Below are 19,171 nucleotides of genomic sequence, written 5' to 3'. Positions count from 1 at the left end.
GACTAGAAAAGCGTCATTTGTGGTTGAGACCGCGCTAATCCAAACAGCGCCTGTACTTCCTCGTAAAATCCTGCTTCATATTTACCATCATGTACGTGTAAAAAAAAGTAGGTTTCCTCGAGGCCCCGGGCATTCCATTCGTCGAGGCGGGCTTTCCAGTCCCGCAAGCGAATGCTGTCGAGCGGATGTCCTCCCTGCGTTACAAACCGCAGCATCAGCTTCGGAATGGTAAGTCCCATGTGGAGGCAATCGCGGCGGCCCGGCGTATCGGTGATCACGGCGCCAATGCCCAGGTCTTTCAGCGTACGGAAAAGCTCCGCCCGTTCCCTTGGGTTGCCAAACCAATCGGGATGTCTTACCTCCACGAAAAAAGTCAGCTGCCGGGGCAGGGACTCCAGGTATTTGTACAGGTTTATTTTACGGACCGGTGAAAAGTATTCGCTCAATTGCAAAAAGATGGGCCCCAGGCGGTCTTCGAAGGCGGCAATGCCTTCCAGGAAAGCGGCTGTTTCTACACCGGCATTCAGCAAAGTGCTGTGGTGGCTGATAGACTGTGGTACTTTGGGACAAAACTTAAAATCGCGCGATCCCGTTTTTTCTACCCATTTGCGCACCGCATCTGGCGCGTATATTTTATAATGGGTAGCATTGAGCTCTACGCAATTAAACAAGCGGCTATATTCAGTGAGCAACCCGGTTTCTTTTATACCCCTGGGATAGAGCGTACCCATGTACGCCGCTCTGCTCCAGCCGGAAGTGCCTATCCTCAGCGGATGTGGTACAGCCGTTCCGGTGAGTGTTTCGCTGGTCACCCACTCATCGGGAGGTAACGGATGATACAGCTGATCGTATTGTTGCCAGTTAGCGCCAAAGTCCATACAAAGTATTGTTGTCGTTCAGGGCCTGCAAGATAGGTTAAACAATCCTGTTTGGTTATCTTTGCATTTTCGTTTAAAAAAATTGTTTGTTTAAACACATGGATATCACACCTATCTTTAGCCGGAAAGCCTGGAATCAGCTCCCACACGCCGAGGCGGCCCATTTGTTACAACACCTGGCCGCTACCCGACTGCCCGGATTTACGCTTCTGCGCTTTGAGCAATTTGATAAATTCCAGCAAAGCACTTATACAGCGGTGATGGCGTATGAAGGATGCGAATTTGTTTTTGTACCGGGAGATACTGTTACCCTGGGCCTGGACCCTCTCGTAATTCCTGACACCACGCGGCAACGACTGGCTGAACTGATGAGCGGCAGTATAGATGAAACAAATACCTACCTGCAGGAACGACTCTCACCGCTGCGCACGGCTACCATTACCCCAATGATAGTAGAACGGCAGGTACGGGAAACCGGCTATTTCCCGGTAGCATTAGACGATGAAAGGCTGCTGGCGGATGATTATTTTGAAAAGACAATGGCTGAGGTGAGCGCTGCTACGCGAGAGCATTGGACCTATACCGTGAACAATAGTTTCAGGTTGGTAAAAAATGGCGCCCACATACGGGCCTTTCTCTATGAACCGGCCAGCTATCCGGCACTGTTGCAGGAGGTTTCGGCCAGCGGTTTCAGTCTCCCTACAGAAGATGAATGGGAGTACTTATGCGGAGGCGGCAGCCGGAGCCTATATCCCTGGGGCAATAGCGTAGACCTATTGGAGAAATACCACCATTTTGCTGCCGGAAAAGACGATGCCGCGCCTTATATACTCGATATACCCAATCATTTTGGATTAGTGATTGCCAACAACCCTTATCGCTACGAAGTAACCAGCAGTGAATGGTTTCTTAAATCGGGCGATGGTGGTTGCAATATATGCGGCGGCGCCGGTATGGAGTTTGGTTATCTGCCCGTGAGCAGCTATTACCGCGATAGCTACATTTTTGACGAAGAGATGAATTATAAAGGGGAGGTCACCGGTGACTATACCTTTACCCGGCGCATTAAACATCTGGCACTTTAAAAAAAGCGCGTAATACTGGTTGTATTACGCGCTGTATCCTGAACATTCATTTCTCTTTATACTTTGAGAAATACTTTCTTCTTATACATAAAATATAAAAATAACCATTTCACGAATACGAAAGACAGGGCCAGCGCCACAGCGCCGTAAGGCTCTCCTGCCAATTGTCCCAGCCATTTAAATAATGCGTTATTGGAATAATTCCAGTCCACAAAATGACCGGAGATGTAGATAAGAATAGAATTCATGCCAATCACGCGGAAGAAGAACGCCCATTTTTTATATCCGGCAATATCTATCACGTAATAAAATAATGCCAGTAATAACAGGCTGATACCCCCCACCTGCAATACGAAGGAGCTGGTCCAGAGGTTTTTGTTGATCGGGAAATCGAGGTTCCACAGTTGTGCCAATACCAGGAACACCACCCCGGTGATGCTCATCAATGCTACTTTTCTTAGCGGCGCCGTGTGATTATTGCGCAGCAGGTTACCGGTCAGGATACCCAACAGGGCGGTGCTGATAGCGGGGAAAGTGGAGGCAACACCTTCCGGATCATGAATACCGAGATATAATTTACCGGGAACTATACACCGGTCCAGGTAAGAGGCAAAATTACCCTGCATGGTGAGGTCGCCCGGAGGAAAGCCGGGAGCGGCCGTAAACTTCAGCAGCAGCCAATATACTATCGGGATGGCTACAAACCAGATCATCTGGCCTCTTTCTTTCGTGTATAGATAGATGATATTGGCAAACATATAAGCCAGTCCGATTCGACCCAGGACGCTGCAAAAACGTATTTCTGATATAGGATGCAGTTGCAGACCGTTATTGTAGATAATTCCCAACAGCACCAGGGTAAGTCCCCGCTTTACCACCCGCCATAGTAGCTGGCTACGGCTTTTTCCTTTCTCCAGTTCCCTTCCCACGGAATACGGGGTAGATACGCCGGCCATAAACAAGAAGAGCGGGAAAATAAGGTCATAAAAATGGAACCCATTCCAATCGGGGTGTTCCAGCTGCTCTGATATGGTATGCCAGAAAGGAGCTCCGGTGGCTTTTTCCAGTGCGTGGAAAATGCCGGCGCCCCCCATAATCCAGAACATATCAAATCCGCGGAGGGCATCCAGCGAATATAGCCGGCCTTTTTTTTCGTTGTCACCGGCCGGTACGGATACCTCTCCTACCTGTACAGGGCTTGTTGTTAGTGTGCTCATGAATGGTGTGATATTGAAGCGTTCGAACGATACGTTATCATGCAGATTTTGGTTGCATCCAGCCTACAAGCTACTAAAAATGAAATTAAATTTTTTTAAAAATAATGAAGGAAAATTTATCGCAATGTTATTATTAGATAAAAAATCTTTACTTTCTGGTATTGTCGTGAATTTATTAATAAGTGTATCAGCCAATGATGAATCGCCATTCCGGAAAAGACCTGGGAAAGTAAACTTGCTACAGTCAGGATGGATACAGCATGTATATCTATACTTTTTACAACAACTGTGCAATAGCCCAGGACTGTATCGCGCTCAACACCGGCTTCAGCGACTCCCCTTTCTCTGTGAGCGAATATTCTACCGTTGGCGGCACGGTGGCATAGGCTTTTCTTTTCACGATCTTCTTTGCCTCCAGCTGTTTCAACTCTTTGACCAGCATTCGTGTATTGATACCTGTCACATGGCGTTCCAGCTCCTTGAACCGCATGGTGCCGCTCATTAATACGTTTACAATAGACATCGTCCATTTGCCGGCAATTAAATCCATTGCTTCCTGGAAGGGACATTCCGCTGATTGTTTTGTTTTTTTCTTTGATTGCAATGCCATAACCCTAGCCAATACTTTACTTTAGTACACTATATGCCAAAAAGGTAACTACTTGCAAATGTAAAGCAGTCGGCCGACATTTGCCGCAGATCTATTAAACATCGTTGTATATGTCACTCTCCGCAATAGAACAATACTTGGGCACATTGCCAGCTATCAGTACCTCCGAGCATTTCGGGTATAAATTTTTCTTTTACGGAGCGGAGCAGGTGCTTCCATTTGTCACCATTGCCCTGGCCGATAACGAGCATGACCAGGTATCCCGGCTGGACCGCGATGGCGTATTCCGCCTGAATATTGGCGTGTCAAGGGCTACCTTTCAACAACTATTTCCTGATAATACTGCTGCGTGGGACTATACAGCCCTCAACAGTTTCATGCCACATCCGCATTATGCCGCCCAACACTTCATTTGTATACTGAACCCCGAAGGCGCCCACCTGTCGGCTACTACCGGTTATATAGCCGAGGCCTACGGGATAGCGAAAAAACGTTTTGACAAAAAGCACGCCGCTAATCATTAAAGGAAAATGATCACCCTTCAGAAAAGGGTGACCATTTTTTTCCTGCTTTCCTTGAAAAGGTTAACTTTATACAAGGACAATTATATGCAGTTTTTACCTTCCGCCAGCTTAGCACCTTACATAAAGAATTATACCGTTGTTACGATCGGTAAACATCTGGACAACGAAGTATTTTACCCAAGCGGGTATGTAGACCTGGTGATCAATATCTCAGGTGGTATGGCGGCCACCATTATCAATGGCAAGCGAAAAGATACGCCGGCGATAGAGCTGCTGGGACACCTGACCCTTCCCACCCGGCTTACGGTAGCACAAGGCACCTCAGTGCTGATTGCGCGGATTTATCCGCATGCCAGTACCCTGTTCTTCGCAGATCCGCTGTCGGAATTCACCAACTACGCCACAGATATGTATGATGTGACACTGAACGAAAGCCGGGAATTATACGACCGTATCATGTTGGCCGAAGGACTGGCACAAAAAATCGGGATTTTAGAAACCCACCTTCTTCAGCAATTGAAAAGAAATGAAACACGGTTAAAAAAAGTATCTATGGTACAGGCCCTCAGCCAACAGCTTTTCCTGGAACATCAGTCACTCGATTTACCTGCCCTGGCCCGGCATTCGGGGCTATCGGAGCGATATATCCAGAAACTCTATCTGGCAAATATCGGCATTAGTCCGGCAGCCTTTACCGCCGTGGTGCGGTTCAACAGGAGCCTGCACCAGGTGTTGCATACCTCCGCATCCTTGACCGCCATTGCGTACGATTGTGGGTATTACGACCAGGCCCATTTCATTAAAGCGTTCAGGCAATTTACCGGCATCACTCCTTCTGCTGCCCGGCGGTCGCTGGTAAAAAACGGACCGGATTTCCAGCAGGCTGTCAACATCGGCTTCTAGTGTTATTTTGCGGGATAGTTGCTGCTAAACATATCCCGGTACATCTTCCAGCCATCCTTTGTATTTTTCCAGATAACAATTACTTTTCCATCATCCAGCTTTTTGCCTTCCAGGTCGGTCATCTCGTAATAACTTTCCTCTGTCACAAATGACTTACCATCTCCATACAGGTGCTGGATAGTAAAAGTTACGTGTACCTTAGGGCCGCCATTAAAGAAGGCAGCCATTTGCGCGGAACCGCATACCGGCGCGGCATTGGGCGGAAAGAGGCAGGCATCATCGGTATACCTGGTGAGGATAGAACCGTCGCCCTTGTTGGCAAGATCTGCATAAACTGCATTGCTTGCTTCTATCTCCTTCCTGACGGCTTTCAGTTCAGGGCTCTCTGTTTGAGCATTACACCAGCAGGCCAGCATCAACAATCCGCTTAAAAAAAACGTTCTTTTCATTTTGTATTTTTTTACAAAACAAGTTATTCCTGCGTGCAAGAAATTGTAAAATAGCGAACAACTTTTATTTTCAGTATCTTAGATAAAACCCTGCTCATGTCTACCACCACACTCGCCCATCCTGGCCAGCCCGTGAAGACTACGTCGCTGGAAAATTTCTTTCCTGGTTACTTCTCCCTGGTAATGGCCACTGGTATTGTTTCCATTGGCATGTTCCTTTGGGGGTATCGTTTGCCGGCGGAAATCTTCCTGGGACTGAATATTTTTTTCTACGCTCTTTTATGGGGTATCCTGATCGTGCGGGTCATCAGGTATCCATTGGTAGTATGGAATGACTTGCATCATTCTGCCAGGGGTGTTACCTTCCTTACCCTGGTTGCGGGCAATAATGTATTGGGCAGCCAGGTGGCCCTTATTACAGGCCGTATGGATATAGCACTGGTACTATGGATAGCGGGGTTCGTGTTGTGGATATTACTGCTGTATACGTTCTTCCTGGTAAATATCATGAAAGAGCCCAAGCCTACACTCCCACAGAGTATTAGCGGGGCCTGGCTGCTGATAGTGGTGGCCACCGAATCGGTAGCGGTACTGGGTGCCATCATTGCCAACAGCAGTGCGCTACATTGGCTGATTGCGTTTATTTCCCTTTGCACGTATATGATTGGCGGCATGTTTTATTTTGTGTTGATAGGATTGATCCTTTACCGCTGGCTTTTTTTCAGTATGAAAGCAGAAACGCTGACGCCTCCCTACTGGATTAATATGGGGGCCGTAGCCATCATTACGCTCGCCGGTTCCCGGTTGGTGATGTACGCACATGCCCATGAGACACTCATTGTGTGGGCCAGTTTCGTACAGGCATTCACCCTATTTTTCTGGGCATTTGCCAGCTGGTGGATTCCCCTGTTGTTCCTGATGTTTGCCTACCGGCATTTTATTGCCCGGGTTCCGCTGCAATACGATCCACAATACTGGTCCATGGTATTCCCGCTGGGTATGTACGGCGTATGTACGTTCACGTATGCTGCCATTACCGGCTTCAGTTTTCTTAAACCCATTTCGGCTTTATTTGTTATATTAGCTTTAGGCACCTGGATTATTGTACTCATAGGCTTGTTTATTGAAATGTTTTCAGCAGGAAAAAAACAATAACCGCGTGTCCTCTTCCCGGAAAACCTTAAACTGATCGCCATGCAATTTTCTCTGAATAAAAAAGCAGCGCTGATTTCATTTGTGGTAACGGTGGTTTGTGTGGTCGTCTCTTTTTACGGATCTCGAAAGCTGCAAAATTTTGATCCTGCCTTAATTGCTTATTTATTTGGTACGCTCTTCGCTCTTTTTGGCGGCATTTACCGTTACTGTGTGTGGCTACAGCGGCCTCCTACCTGGCTCTATTTCAAGCGGACCTGGCAACTGGTATTCAACGGTAAATTCTTTGTCCATGTATGGACCTTATTCACCGATGCAATAAAAAACCTGCTGTTCCAACAGTTTATTTATCCAAGGGGCAAGAAACGCTGGATTGCGCATTTTATGCTGGCCTCCGGCTGCATGGCGGCTTTTGCCATTACCGTCCCGCTTACCCTGGGCTGGATCAACTTCACCCTGGATCCGGCCACCGCACTGGACCCCGGCATGACCAAACTCTATAACGCCAATTTCTTCGGATTCAAAGTGATGAGCTTTCAACTGGGATCTGCGCTGGCATTTTTTATTTTTCATGCACTTACCTGGTGCTCCTGGCTGGTGATTGCCGGAGCAGTAATATTTCTGGTGAGAAGATTAACCAATGCGGGGCTGATTGCTTCACAAACCTTTGAAGGGGACCTCCTCCCACTGATACTACTGATCATCATTTCAGTAACCGGCCTGGGACTGAACTTCAGCTATGCTTTTATGAAAGGTATTGCATACGACTTTATGTCCGTTACACATGCCATATCGGTGATACTCTTCCTGGTATGGATTCCTTTCGGTAAATTCTTTCATATCATCCAACGGCCCGCTCAAATCGGCGCACATATCTACCGCCGGGAAGGTGAGAAAAAAGGCATGGCTGTTTGTCCGCATACCGGTAAAGAATTTACCTCGCAACTGCATGTCGATGACCTGAAAACCGTGACCAAAGAACTTGGATTTGATTTCACGCTGGAGGATGGCAGCTCGCACCTGGACTATAGCCCTGAAGGAAAGCGTTCCCTGTTGGCGAAGGCCCACCTGAAAGCCAGGCAGGAAAATGGAAAACTATTTGGATAACCAACACCCGCCTACCGGCGTATAAATACGATCAGCATGGCTAAATTACCAGTATCACCGGATAAAATTATCTCACATTTTGGTCCGCACCTCAACTTCGCGCCGCAGGAAGGTTACCCCGGCAGAGATGAACCCGATGCCACCGTAAAAACGCATTGCTGTTTTTGTGGTATGCAATGCGGTATCCAGCTGCTGGTAAAAAACAATAAGGTGGTAGGCTTTGAGCCCTGGATGGAATTTCCTTTCAATGAAGGCAGGCTATGCCCCAAAGGCGTACAACGCTACCTGCAGGACAATCATCCCGATCGTCTGCTGGAGCCGCTGCAAAGAGTGGAAGGAGAAGGTTTCAAGCCCATTGCCTGGGATGATGCGCTCAACCGTGTAACTACCGCCATCAGGCAGATACAGGCTGCCCATGGAAAAGATGCTTTTTCTATTTTATCGGGCGTTTCCCTCACCAATGAAAAAAGCTATTTGATGGGCAAGTTTGCCCGGGTAGCTGTGAAGACGGCCAACCTCGATTATAACGGCCGCCTGTGTATGGTGAGCGCGGGCGCCGGCAATAAAAAAGCATTTGGGCTTGACAGGGGGTCCAACAACTACGCCGACCTGGAGCATGCAGAAGTGATCATCGTTACCGGCGCCAATGTGAGCGAAACTTTTCCTACCCTCACTCACTGGCTTTGGCGTGCCAGGGATAATGGCGCCAAACTGATCGTAATAGATCCGCGGGTAATTCCGCTGGCGCGTACTGCCGACATGCACCTCGCCATTAAACCAGGCACCGACTCTGCCCTGTATGGCGCTATGCTCAAGTACCTGGTGGATCATGACTTGCTGGACCATGATTTTATCCGCGAACATACCACCGGCTTTGCCGACACCATTGCCGCCGTACAAGACTATACGCTGGAGTGGGCGGAAGCGGTAACCGGCATAGAAAAAGAGAAAATACGCCAGGCGGCCGACTTATGGGGCAGGGCGAGCACCAGCTTCCTGTTGCACGCCCGTGGTATTGAACACCATTCCAAAGGCGTAGAAAACGTATTGGGATGTATTAACCTGGTGCTGGCCACCGGGCGCATTGGCCGCCCTTACTGCGGGTATGCTACTATTACCGGCCAGGGCAACGGCCAGGGAGGCCGCGAACATGGCCATAAATGTGATCAATTACCCGGCAACCGCGACATTACCAATCCCGAACACCGGAAATATATCGCCGGCGTATGGGGCATCGCTGAAGCAGCACTGCCCGGAAAAGGTCTCACTGCCTGGGAATTGATAGAAGCCATTCACCGGGGAGAAGTAAAAGGATTATTATCTATCTGTTTTAATCCGCTGGTGTCGCTGCCTAACAATAACTATGTAAGAGAAGCACTCGAAAAACTGGAGTTTTATGTTTGCATCGACTTTTTCCTCAGCGAAACCGCCAGGCATGCCGACATTGTGCTGGCAGGATCGTTACATGAAGAGGAAGAAGGCACCGTGACCACTGCTGAAGGCAGGGTGGTTCGTATACGCAGGGCTGTTACCCCGCCGGGAAATGCCCGTACCGATACTTCTATTATACTGGATTTGGCCGCCAGGCTGGGAGAAGCTGATAAGTTTACCTACGCTGATACCGAAGCTATTTTTAACGAACTGCGCGTAGCCTCCAAAGGCGGCACTGCCGATTATTACGGCATCACCTATAAAAAAATTGAAGATAATATGGGTATCTTCTGGCCCTGTCCGTCAGAAGAGCATCCAGGCACGCCGCGGCTCTGGGAAGACAAAAAATTTGCTACGCCCGATGGCAAAGCACATTTTAATCCTGTACAATTTCGCGAGCCCAGTGAAGTTACGGATAATGAATTCCCGGTAGTACTCACTACCGGCCGCGTCGTATCCCAGTATCTCAGCGGTACCCAAACCAGGCGTATCGGCAAACTGGTGGGCCTCATTCCTGAACCGTTGCTGGAGATACACCCTGAGCTAGCACAACGTTATAATATCCGGCAGCGCGAAACCGTAAGGGTTACCACCCGCCGCGGCAGCGCTGAGTTTCCGGCCAACATTGTAGAAACGATACGGAAAGATACCGTATTCATACCCTACCACTGGCCTGGGAAAAAATCGGCCAACCAGCTGACCATCGGTACGCTCGACCCGGTATCCAAAATACCGGAATTCAAGGTATGTGCCTGCCAGCTGGAGCCGTTGGGCATTTTCACTCAGCCCGGCGAAACAAATGCCTTTGACAGTATCTGATTTGACGCTAAATATTATAACCATATGGAAGTTACCGCCTATAAAACCGATATGGAGTTTTTCGTAGACATGCAGCGCTGCATTGGCTGCAAAGCCTGCGAAATGGCCTGCGCAGAATGCGAAACCAACGGTCATGAAAGCATGATCCATGTAAACTATGTAGAGCGCGCCGTCACTATTCAAACCACGGTGCAGGTGTGCATGCATTGCGACAATCCCGTTTGCGCACGGGTATGCCCCGCAGATGCCATTTCCAAAGATGATTTTGGGGTAGTGCATACCGCCAACACCGCCCGCTGTATCGGCTGCTCCAATTGCGTAATGGCCTGTCCCTTCGGCGTACCGATCAAAGAAGAAAAGTACGATATGATGATGAAATGCAACATGTGCTATGATCGCACCAGCGCAGGCAAAAAACCGATGTGCGCCACCGTTTGTCCCAGCCAGGCACTGTTCTACGGCACCCGGGAAGAAATCAGCCGGATGCGCCCCAACAGCACACCGGTGAACACGTTCCTTTTCGGCGCGGAAACGGTGACCACAAAAGTGAACATCATGATGCCCAAAGGCAGTACCCATTTGAGAATACATTAAACTGGATCGTATGTCCGATAAACCTATTACAACACCGCACTGGAAACAGGACTTTCCCATTGAAAGAACTGAAGCGACTAAAATCAGCCGCCGCGACTTTGCCCGGTTCCTGTGCCTGGTATCCGGGGGACTTGCAGCTGGCAGTGCCTATGTAGCCGTGAAAGCCAATTTCTTTCCTCCGGAAGAAGTAAAAGGAGAGCATTTTATCTGTAAAGCCGACAGCGTACCAACCGGTGGCACCCGTTCCTTTACCATCGCGGGAAGCAATATTCCATATATACTCATCCGGCTTGAAAACGGCAGTTGGAAAGCCTATGAGCAAAAATGCACCCACCTCTCCTGCGCGGTATATTATAAGCCTGGCAGCGGACAAATCGTGTGTCCCTGTCATGAAGGTTTCTTTGATGCCATGACCGGCGAAGTACTGGCAGGGCCGCCGCCCAGGCCTTTACCAGCACTGGAAGTAGTGCTGAAAGGAGACGATGTATATGTGAAAGCGGTTGGTAGTGATTTAGCTAAAAATGAGTCGTTATGAGTAACTTCAAAGACGCGCAAAACAAAGCGCATCCCAATAAAACCAACACCCTGATATCTGCGCTGATTATTATTCTTATTTTGAACATAGGTCTGCAGATATGGTTGTTGTATACCGGCCTTAACAATGCACTGGGCCATAACCGGGATATTGCGCTGCCAGCCTTTATTGCATCGCTGGTATTATTCCTCATCGGGTTCTTTTGGCTATATTTTTTACCGATGGGGTATAAGAAGGGTAAGGAGGAATAAAGCCGGTAAGATCTCCCTATCAACTTAAACTACTCTCCTTCCTATTTGGCTCAATCCCCCTGCAACATTGTCCGTTTCTCCCTCTTTCCAGGCAGGGTGTCCGCTTTACATTTGTGGCATAAAAGCGACTACATGAAAGCAGTATTGTTAGAAGAATTTGGCATAGAACATCTACAGCTGAGAGAAATTCCAACACCTGTCATCGGGGAACAGGAGGTACTGGTAAAGACTACCGCCGTGGCGCTCGAATACCACGATCTGATCGTAGTGGAGAACCGGAATCCCTTTGGTATTCCACTACCGCATATCCCCGTTTCGGAAGGAGTAGGCGTAGTAGCAGCAGTAGGCAACAAGGTAACCCGTTGGGGCACACGAAGTAATTAACTACAACACCTTTCCTGAATGGAGCCAGGAAGTAAAGCGCCTGAACGGAGGTATAGGCGTAGACGTTACCCTGGACATTGCCGGCACCGACACCATTGAACAAAGTATCCTTTCGGTAAAGCAACATGGTTTCGTGGGGCTCATCGGCTTAATGACCGGCACACAATTGACGATAGATCTGATTCCGCTGATCACCAACTATGTACGTTTACTAGCTTATTCAGTGGGCAATGCGGAGGAATTACACAACTTTGTAAACGCACTGGAAAAGAACCTTACGCAACCTGTGATCGACAGCGTTTTTCCTATTGAAAAAGTGCAGGAAGCATTCCAAAGGTTTAACTCGGGCAAAGCATTCGGCAAAGTGGTGATTACGTTTTGATATTTCTCCAGTACCTTTCCTATCAATAAAAAGCATGCCACCTCAAACAATGGGGTGGCATGCCTTCTAAATAGCATACTAATAATTCGTTAATCCCCATGTGGCCAACACCAGCAATAGTATTTCTTCGTCACCCAGTTGCAGGCGCAGCAAACGCAATGCTTTACCCACGTGCTTTTCTACGGTATTGACAGATATTTTCAGACGGGTGGCAATTGCTTTATAGGAAAGCCCGTCATAGCGGCTGAGTATAAATACTTCCCGGCACTTATCTGGTAACCGGTTAATGCACTGTTGCAGACGAAGCGCCAGTTCTTTTCGTTCCAGCCGGTCTTCCAGGTAACAGGCTCCTTCCTGCTGCTGACGCAGCTGCTGATGATGGGAAGCATACAGGAGATCGACCCGGAAAATATCGAGTATGCGGTGACGCAATACGGTATGCAGATATCCTCCCAGGTTACCGGCATATTTGATCTCGTTTTTCTTTAAAAAGAGGCTGATAAATACTTCCTGTACTACTTCTTTCGCTTCTTCTTCAGAGCGCAAACGCCTGAATGCGGCGTTTAGTAACGGGACCGCATATACGTTATATATCGCTTCGAATGCCTCCTCCTTTCCATCCAGTAGCATACGGAAAAGCAGGGCTTCATCATATGGTTGATCCTGTTTGATATAGATTGGTTTAATACAACTAATGTACCCCTTTTCCCCGCGTCCAACAAATAGTATATTCTCGCAAACCAATATGATATTGTTTTTTTAAACGGAATGGCGGTAATGCCTGTTTCATTCGTTAGTTATAAAAAGGCGCCCTATGGATAAAGATTCTTTGCTAATCCTGATTGAAAAATACCTGAATGAAGAAGCCTCGCCGGCTGAGAAAAAATGGGTAGAAAACTGGTATGCAGGTTTTGACGCAGGGGCTGACTGGCTCGAAGCGGGCAGCGAACGGGCGGACCAGATACGGGAGGAATTACGGCAATCATTGCTACACAAACTAAATGGGTGGCAACAATTGCAAGTTGTAGAACGGCAGGTTTTTTCCATACGTAGAAGACAGCGTTGGTCCTGGGCGGCAGCCATGTTGCTGTTATTGGGAGGAAGCATACTTTTTTATTTTCTATACCATGGTCGTCGTACCAATGAACAAATGCTGGTGATGGAAGCCACCAACGTGCCCCTTACCACTACCCTACCAGATAGTTCTGTAGTATGGCTGCAACCCCATAGCCGCCTTCATTACCCGGCTGATTTCAGCAACCACCAAAGAACGGTGGTATTGGAAGGTACTGCGCTTTTTGAAGTAATGGCCCGGCCGCAACCTTTTGTTGTGAATAGCGGAAGACTTAGCACCCATGTATTGGGTACCACTTTCAGCGTGCAGGCAGACCAGGCCGATAGTATCGCCATTACGGTGCTGGAAGGCAAGGTAGCTGTAAGCCGCGACCACAATGTCCTGGGTACCCTGGAAGCTTCCGACCGCCTCATATGTCTTTCCCATTCCGGCGCCTGCACAATAGGCAAAGCAAACCGGCTGCAATTACAACAGATGCAGCCCCAGGAAGTACTATTTGATAACCAGACATTGCGGGAGGTAACTATAATACTGACCCAATGGTATGGATATACCTTCCAGGTGCAGGACGCCAGTATCATGGACGAGCGTTATACCGGCAGCGTCAATCGCCGCGATCACCTGGATGAACTGTTGAATACAATCCACGACGTCAACCATATAAACTATCATATAGACCACCCAAACAAGCGGGTAATATTGAATTGGAAATAATAAAAAGTACCTGTTAAAACACGTTTATCGAAAAACACTAAAATCAACAACGCAAAAAAAGGCCGCCTTGTGTTCGAGACAAGACGGCCGGTTAAGAGTTCTATTACGTAACACAAAACCTTGTACAAATCTATGCAATTTCATGTAATTGAAAAGGCACGGGCATTTTTTCGCCCATGGGTAAGAAAATGCCGTGTCATCAACCAAAATTTAATTCCGCTCATGCGTATCTCATCACTCCTACTCGCTCTTTTAACAGCCAGCGTGACCAGTCTGAGGGCGGACGATGCTTCCGCGCAGCGACTAAAGACGATGAAGCTCACCATGCAGGTGAAAAACGAACCACTGCTGCAGGTTTTGCGCAGGATTGAACAATCTACCCCACTACGGTTTGCGTACAACGCCGCACAGGTAAACGGCGCAGGGCTGGTGACCACGTCCTTCCAGGATGTTTCTGTTGAAGAAATCCTGAACAACCTATTGGCTCCCCAGCACTACCAATGGAAAGAAAAGGGTAATAATATTCTTATCACCCCAACGGTATTGCCGGCCAATGCAGATACCCTGCTGTTGCGGGGCCGGGTGCTGAACCAGGCGGAACCACCCGCGCCCATTCCAGGCGCCACAATTACCGTAAAGGGAACCACCCGGGGCGTAGTAACCGATGCCGATGGTTTCTTTGAATTAAAAACCCAGGCTGAGGAAATCCTGGTATTCAGTTTCATCGGGTATAAACCCAAAGAATACATCGTAAAAGGTAGCCAGCGGAACGTGATTATTTCCCTGGAAGAAAATGTAAACAGCCTGAATACACTGGTGGTAACGGGTTTCTCTGAGCAAAAAGTGAAACACCTGGCTTCCTCTGTCAGCAGCGTAAACATAGCCAATGTCAATAATAAACCAATTACACAGTTGTCGCAGGCACTACAGGGCGGTGTAACCGGTATTAATGTCAGCCAATCATCCGGGCTGCCCGGAGGCGATGCCGCCGCCATCAAAATCAGGGGTGTCAGCTCTTTCCTGGGTTCCGATCCCCTGGTGCTGGTAGATGGAGTTCCGTTCGATATGAACAAACTCGATCCCAACACTATTGAAAATATCACCGTACTGAAAGATGCTGCCGCTGCCTCCATGTATGGAGCCAGGGCGGGCAATGGGGTGATCATTATTACCACCAAAAGAGGCGTACCCAGTGTGGTAGATGTACAATACAACGGCTACACGGGATTTCAGTCTCCTACTTTCACCCCCCACTTTGTAGATGCAGCTACGTATATGCGTATGAGTAATGAAGCATTGCGAAACAATGGAGGAGACCCTCTATACACAGATGAGGTGATTAAACAAACAGCTAACCATAGCGACCTGGTAAAATATCCCGATACTCACTGGCGGGAAGAAGTAATGCGCCAGCAATCATCTATACAGCAACATTCCCTGTCGGTATCCGGCGGCAACAGCGCGGCCCGTTTTGCCCTTACTGCCAATTACCTGAGCCAACAAGGCATGATCCAGAATTCATCGTTCAATCGCGGTACCGTGAGAGCAAATACCAGTGTAGACCTCCGGAAAAACTTCGTCGTGTTTATGGATCTTTTTGCGGCACGTGATCAGCAGCAGGAGCCTTATGCCTGGGGAAGGAATACCGCCGGTATTCTTAGCTGGGTATACACCGCTCCTCCGAACATTGCCTCTAAATATCCCGATAAGCCGGAAAGACCCGGTTATACTTACTATGGCACCTATGGCGAAAGCTGGAATCCTGTGGCCAATATAGAAAGAGGCGGCACCGTTAACCGCATCCGGGATGAAGTGCTGATCAACCTGCGTCCAAAATGGGAAATACTACCAGGTTTGAGCCTGAAGGGGCAATTCAGCTATCGCGTATCTACCGGCGCCAACAAAACCAATCGCGACGCCTATATATTCTTTGACTACTTCACCAATCAGAAAACAGGACGCGATTTCACAGATATGAAAGATGCAGGCCCTACTAACCGGTCCAGTTACTACTATACCGGTGGAAACGTCGATTATACGAAAACCTTTGGACAACACCGTATCAATGCACTGGCCGGCTATTCCAGGGAATTAAACAATACTGATACCTGGACGGAAATTGCACTTACCTCCTATTTTGGTAAAGTATACTATAGTTATGCCGATAAATACCTGCTGGAATTGGGACTTCGCCGGGATGGGTCTTCCCTTTTTGCCCCTAACCGGAAATGGGGCAATTTTCCCTCTATAGCTGCCGGCTGGAACCTGGGTAGCGAATCATTCATGCAATCGCTCACTTTCCTGGATGAACTAAAACTGCGTGGTTCCTATGGTAAACTGGGTAATAATAATATTAGCCCCTACAGCTACCAAACTACTATCAATACTAACAATGGCACCGAAGCCAGTTATGGTAATCCCAACATCACCTGGGAAAAAGTTTCAATACTTGATTTGGGCACCGATATCAGCCTATTCAAAAACAAACTGGATTTCACATTTGACTGGTACAATAAGAAAACAACAGACCTCATCCTTTCGCCACAACCTACGCTTACCTCCGCTATCAGCAAAACACCTGTCAACATTGGCAGTATGAAAAATGTGGGCTGGGAAATAAAAGCCTCCTATAACGCCCAACTGACACAAAAACTTTCCCTTACCCTCAATGCCGGGTATTCCCGCAATCGCTCCACTTTGCAGAAGCTGGCGCAGGAACTGCCTATTATTGAAGGTAATATTATCCGCCAGGTTGGTGGCCCATTAGCGGAGTACTATGGGTTTAAGAGCCTGGGGCTGATACAGCAAAGCGATGTAGCCAAAGGTATTCCTATGCTGCCCGGGCAGGCAGCAGGCGATATACGTTATGCAGATATTGATCATAACGGCATAATAGATGATAATGACCGGGTACCCCTGGGCGCTACTGAGCCCTATAATAACTACTTCGGCAGCATCTCCCTTAAATGGAAAAACCTGGATTTTGAAACGATGATTACTGCCGTGGGCAAAGTAGTGGCGATGTATAGCGGACGTATAGCCCTTCCGTTTAACGCAGCAGGAGAAGGCGGTACCCCGCTTACCTGGCACCTGGACTACTGGACGCCTGAACATACCGACGCCAGGTTCCCCCGCTTGTTGCCATCGCCGGGTGGTAACGAAAAAAGTTCGGATTTCTGGGCCTATAATGGCGCATTTACCCGGGTAAGGTATATACAGGTGGGATATAATTTTAAGTTGGAGAGAAAAGTCAAAATAAAGAAGGTGCGTGTGTACGTCAATGCCCAGAATCCTTTTACCATTTCCCAGATAAAAGCGGGTGATCCGGAAAGCCGGGGAGACCAGACCACCTACCCAATTATGAAAGTATATACTGCCGGCCTGAATGTAACATTCTGATCTTTTAACATCTCTGATTATGCAAAAAAGAAAATACTGCAAACAAATATATATCCTGGCAACCTGCCTGCTACTGGGCATCACTGCGTGTAAAAAAGATTTCCTGGTGCGTGACAACCCTACTGCCACCACCGATTCGAAATGGTGGAATCTTGAAACGGATCTGCAAAGCGCTTTGGAACAAATATACGGTGGGTTACCGTGTGGCACGCTGGGCAACTATGATTTTATCGCCAACTCCCGTATACACCTGGCTGCTACAACCGATGAAGCTGTGTTTCGTGGCAATTATGGCGACTGGCAAGTATACCCGGTAGGCCTGGCTACCAGTCAGACCGGCTCTGTACAGGAAATCTACCAGAAGAGTTACTCGTATATCCGTAACGCCAGCCGTTTTCTCGAAAACTATCGTAAAGCTTATGTAGAGGATACCGTACGCAAAGCCCGCTATGCTGCAGAAGCCCGTGCCCTGCGTGCCTGGTATCACCTCGACCTGTTTCTTCTCTATGGTCCCATTCCCATTGTGAATCAGTCGCTGCCGCCTACCGGGCAATTTGTGAAACGGAATTCCAGGGACGAAGTCGTGAATTTTCTCGTTGCTGAACTGGATACTGCCGCTGCCAGTTTACCTGCAACCTATACCGAAAGTGATGCATATCGTATGAGCAAAGGAACTTGCTATGCCTTACAAGCCATCCTGTATATTAATGTAGGCAACTATGCGAAATGCCTGGAAGCTTCCAGGAAACTCATTGCGCTAAATGTTTATGAGTTGTATCACAGTTCCGATCCTGCTATCAACAGCTACAGTGGGCTATTCTCTTATAGTGGCATCATCAACAAAGAACGTATCCTGTTCCGCCGCGGAGGACAAACAGAATCATTTTTCCGGAGCGCTCCCAAAAGCCTGGGAGGCCAGGCCACTACCAGTCCTACAGCTGCCATCGTTAACACTTACGAAACACTGCAAGGCAAAACGCTGAGTGAATTGGGAGCTGACAGTATGGCGATTTACAAACGCCAACCCGAATACAAACAAAACCGGGATCCCAGGCTGGCAGCAAGCGTTATGATACCTGGAGAAACTTTCGTCAACCGCAAGCTGGATCCATTCACACCTGGCGGTCCTGATCTGATTGGCCAGACCCAGTCGACCCAAACCGGTTACTGGATTAAAAAGTATGTAGATCCCAGAGATGCAGGTACCCCCTGGGGAGGTTCTCTTAATTTCATGATTATCCGTTATGCCGAGATATTGCTGGATTACGTAGAATCGCTGGTAGAAACCGGCGACTGGCAAAATCCTGATGTCGTAAAGTATCTCAATATGATCCGCAACCGGGCAGGAATGCCGAATGTGGATATTAACCAATATAATACCCAGTTGAAAATGCGGGAACTCGTACGCCGGGAAAGACAGGTGGAACTGGCATTTGAAGGACAACGCCTATTCGATATCCGCCGCTGGAAAACCGCCGAAATTGTACTCAATCAGGCGGCCGAAGGCGCCGTAGATCCTTCCACCGGCAAGGCTGTTGTAATAGAACAACGCAAGTTCAATGCTGCCCGCGATTACGTTTGGCCAATTCCGCTGGCAGAAATTAATGCCAACCCCAATATGCAACAGAACCCGAACTGGTAATCGGCCCTACTAAAAAACAG

19 protein-coding genes are annotated in these 19,171 nt (G+C 48.2%); 14 read left to right on the top strand and 5 right to left on the bottom strand.

What is annotated here, in order from left to right; translation table 11 throughout:
- Positions 1 to 2: 2 nt before the first annotated feature.
- Positions 3 to 878 carry a DUF72 domain-containing protein gene (locus tag HGH90_RS15600; protein ID WP_169191498.1) on the bottom strand — a complete coding sequence of 292 codons (876 nt, stop codon included), beginning with the start codon at positions 876 to 878 and terminating at the stop codon, positions 3 to 5.
- A 98-nt stretch (positions 879 to 976) separates the two neighbouring features.
- Between HGH90_RS15600 and HGH90_RS15595 the strand changes: the two genes are divergently transcribed.
- Positions 977 to 1,963, top strand: a complete 987-nt coding sequence (locus HGH90_RS15595) for an SUMF1/EgtB/PvdO family nonheme iron enzyme (protein WP_168762933.1) — start codon at positions 977 to 979, stop codon at positions 1,961 to 1,963.
- Positions 1,964 to 2,019: 56 nt separating this feature from the next.
- Here HGH90_RS15595 and HGH90_RS15590 read toward each other — a convergent pair whose 3' ends face one another.
- Both HGH90_RS15590 and HGH90_RS15585 read right to left on the bottom strand, forming a co-directional pair.
- Positions 2,020 to 3,180 carry an acyltransferase family protein gene (locus tag HGH90_RS15590; protein WP_168762931.1) on the bottom strand — a complete coding sequence of 387 codons (1,161 nt, stop codon included), beginning with the start codon at positions 3,178 to 3,180 and terminating at the stop codon, positions 2,020 to 2,022.
- A gap of 277 nt (positions 3,181 to 3,457) precedes the next feature.
- Positions 3,458 to 3,790, bottom strand: a complete 333-nt coding sequence (locus HGH90_RS15585) for a winged helix-turn-helix transcriptional regulator (protein WP_168762930.1) — start codon at positions 3,788 to 3,790, stop codon at positions 3,458 to 3,460.
- A 110-nt stretch (positions 3,791 to 3,900) separates the two neighbouring features.
- Here HGH90_RS15585 and HGH90_RS15580 point away from each other — a divergent pair, with 110 nt between their 5' ends.
- Both HGH90_RS15580 and HGH90_RS15575 read left to right on the top strand, forming a co-directional pair.
- Positions 3,901 to 4,314, top strand: coding sequence for a DUF6194 family protein (locus HGH90_RS15580; RefSeq protein WP_169191497.1), 414 nt, complete (start codon positions 3,901 to 3,903; stop codon positions 4,312 to 4,314).
- Positions 4,315 to 4,398: 84 nt separating this feature from the next.
- On the top strand, positions 4,399 to 5,217 hold the full coding sequence (locus tag HGH90_RS15575) for a helix-turn-helix transcriptional regulator (RefSeq protein WP_168762928.1): 819 nt from the start codon (positions 4,399 to 4,401) through the stop codon (positions 5,215 to 5,217).
- 2 nt (positions 5,218 to 5,219) lie between these two features.
- Here HGH90_RS15575 and HGH90_RS15570 read toward each other — a convergent pair whose 3' ends face one another.
- Positions 5,220 to 5,666 (bottom strand): YybH family protein, encoded by a 447-nt coding sequence (locus tag HGH90_RS15570; protein WP_211092900.1) that lies wholly within the window; start codon positions 5,664 to 5,666, stop codon positions 5,220 to 5,222.
- 96 nt (positions 5,667 to 5,762) lie between these two features.
- On the opposite strand from HGH90_RS15570, the gene HGH90_RS15565 reads away from it, so the two are divergent.
- The 8 genes from HGH90_RS15565 (at position 5,763) to HGH90_RS15530 (ending at position 12,321) form a co-directional block, all read left to right on the top strand.
- Complete coding sequence (locus tag HGH90_RS15565) at positions 5,763 to 6,821, top strand: tellurite resistance/C4-dicarboxylate transporter family protein (protein ID WP_169191496.1); 1,059 nt, start codon at positions 5,763 to 5,765, stop codon at positions 6,819 to 6,821.
- 39 nt (positions 6,822 to 6,860) lie between these two features.
- The gene (locus HGH90_RS15560) at positions 6,861 to 7,925 is read left to right on the top strand and encodes a hypothetical protein (RefSeq protein WP_211092899.1); all 1,065 of its coding nucleotides are present in this window, start codon (positions 6,861 to 6,863) and stop codon (positions 7,923 to 7,925) included.
- 36 nt (positions 7,926 to 7,961) lie between these two features.
- Positions 7,962 to 10,175 (top strand): molybdopterin oxidoreductase family protein, encoded by a 2,214-nt coding sequence (locus HGH90_RS15555; protein WP_168762926.1) that lies wholly within the window; start codon positions 7,962 to 7,964, stop codon positions 10,173 to 10,175.
- 24 nt (positions 10,176 to 10,199) lie between these two features.
- Complete coding sequence (locus HGH90_RS15550) at positions 10,200 to 10,769, top strand: 4Fe-4S dicluster domain-containing protein (protein WP_168736790.1); 570 nt, start codon at positions 10,200 to 10,202, stop codon at positions 10,767 to 10,769.
- 10 nt (positions 10,770 to 10,779) lie between these two features.
- Positions 10,780 to 11,304 carry a Rieske (2Fe-2S) protein gene (locus HGH90_RS15545; RefSeq protein ID WP_168762925.1) on the top strand — a complete coding sequence of 175 codons (525 nt, stop codon included), beginning with the start codon at positions 10,780 to 10,782 and terminating at the stop codon, positions 11,302 to 11,304.
- Complete coding sequence (locus tag HGH90_RS15540; protein WP_168762924.1) at positions 11,301 to 11,555, top strand: DUF6755 family protein; 255 nt, start codon at positions 11,301 to 11,303, stop codon at positions 11,553 to 11,555. Before HGH90_RS15545 ends, HGH90_RS15540 begins: the two co-directional genes overlap by 4 nt.
- 132 nt (positions 11,556 to 11,687) lie before the next feature.
- Positions 11,688 to 11,939 carry an alcohol dehydrogenase catalytic domain-containing protein gene (locus HGH90_RS15535; protein ID WP_168762923.1) on the top strand — a complete coding sequence of 84 codons (252 nt, stop codon included), beginning with the start codon at positions 11,688 to 11,690 and terminating at the stop codon, positions 11,937 to 11,939.
- Complete coding sequence (locus tag HGH90_RS15530; RefSeq protein ID WP_169191624.1) at positions 11,935 to 12,321, top strand: zinc-binding dehydrogenase; 387 nt, start codon at positions 11,935 to 11,937, stop codon at positions 12,319 to 12,321. Before HGH90_RS15535 ends, HGH90_RS15530 begins: the two co-directional genes overlap by 5 nt.
- Positions 12,322 to 12,399: 78 nt before the next feature.
- Here the strand turns inward: HGH90_RS15530 and HGH90_RS15525 are convergent, their stop codons facing one another.
- Complete coding sequence (locus HGH90_RS15525) at positions 12,400 to 12,951, bottom strand: RNA polymerase sigma-70 factor (RefSeq protein ID WP_168762922.1); 552 nt, start codon at positions 12,949 to 12,951, stop codon at positions 12,400 to 12,402.
- Between the two features lie 184 nt (positions 12,952 to 13,135).
- Here HGH90_RS15525 and HGH90_RS15520 point away from each other — a divergent pair, with 184 nt between their 5' ends.
- The 3 genes from HGH90_RS15520 (at position 13,136) to HGH90_RS15510 (ending at position 19,151) form a co-directional block, all read left to right on the top strand.
- Complete coding sequence (locus HGH90_RS15520) at positions 13,136 to 14,110, top strand: FecR family protein (protein WP_168762921.1); 975 nt, start codon at positions 13,136 to 13,138, stop codon at positions 14,108 to 14,110.
- A 222-nt stretch (positions 14,111 to 14,332) separates the two neighbouring features.
- Positions 14,333 to 17,509, top strand: a complete 3,177-nt coding sequence (locus HGH90_RS15515; protein ID WP_168762920.1) for a TonB-dependent receptor — start codon at positions 14,333 to 14,335, stop codon at positions 17,507 to 17,509.
- A 19-nt stretch (positions 17,510 to 17,528) separates the two neighbouring features.
- Entirely contained in the window at positions 17,529 to 19,151 is a 1,623-nt protein-coding gene (locus HGH90_RS15510) for a RagB/SusD family nutrient uptake outer membrane protein (RefSeq protein ID WP_168762919.1), read from the top strand.
- Positions 19,152 to 19,171 lie beyond the last annotated feature (20 nt).

Source organism: Chitinophaga sp. Ak27 (assembly GCF_012726295.1).
In the GTDB taxonomy this organism is placed as follows: domain Bacteria; phylum Bacteroidota; class Bacteroidia; order Chitinophagales; family Chitinophagaceae; genus Chitinophaga.
The sequence above is the reverse complement of the archived record's forward strand: the minus strand, read 5'-3'. Positions and strand labels throughout refer to the sequence as shown.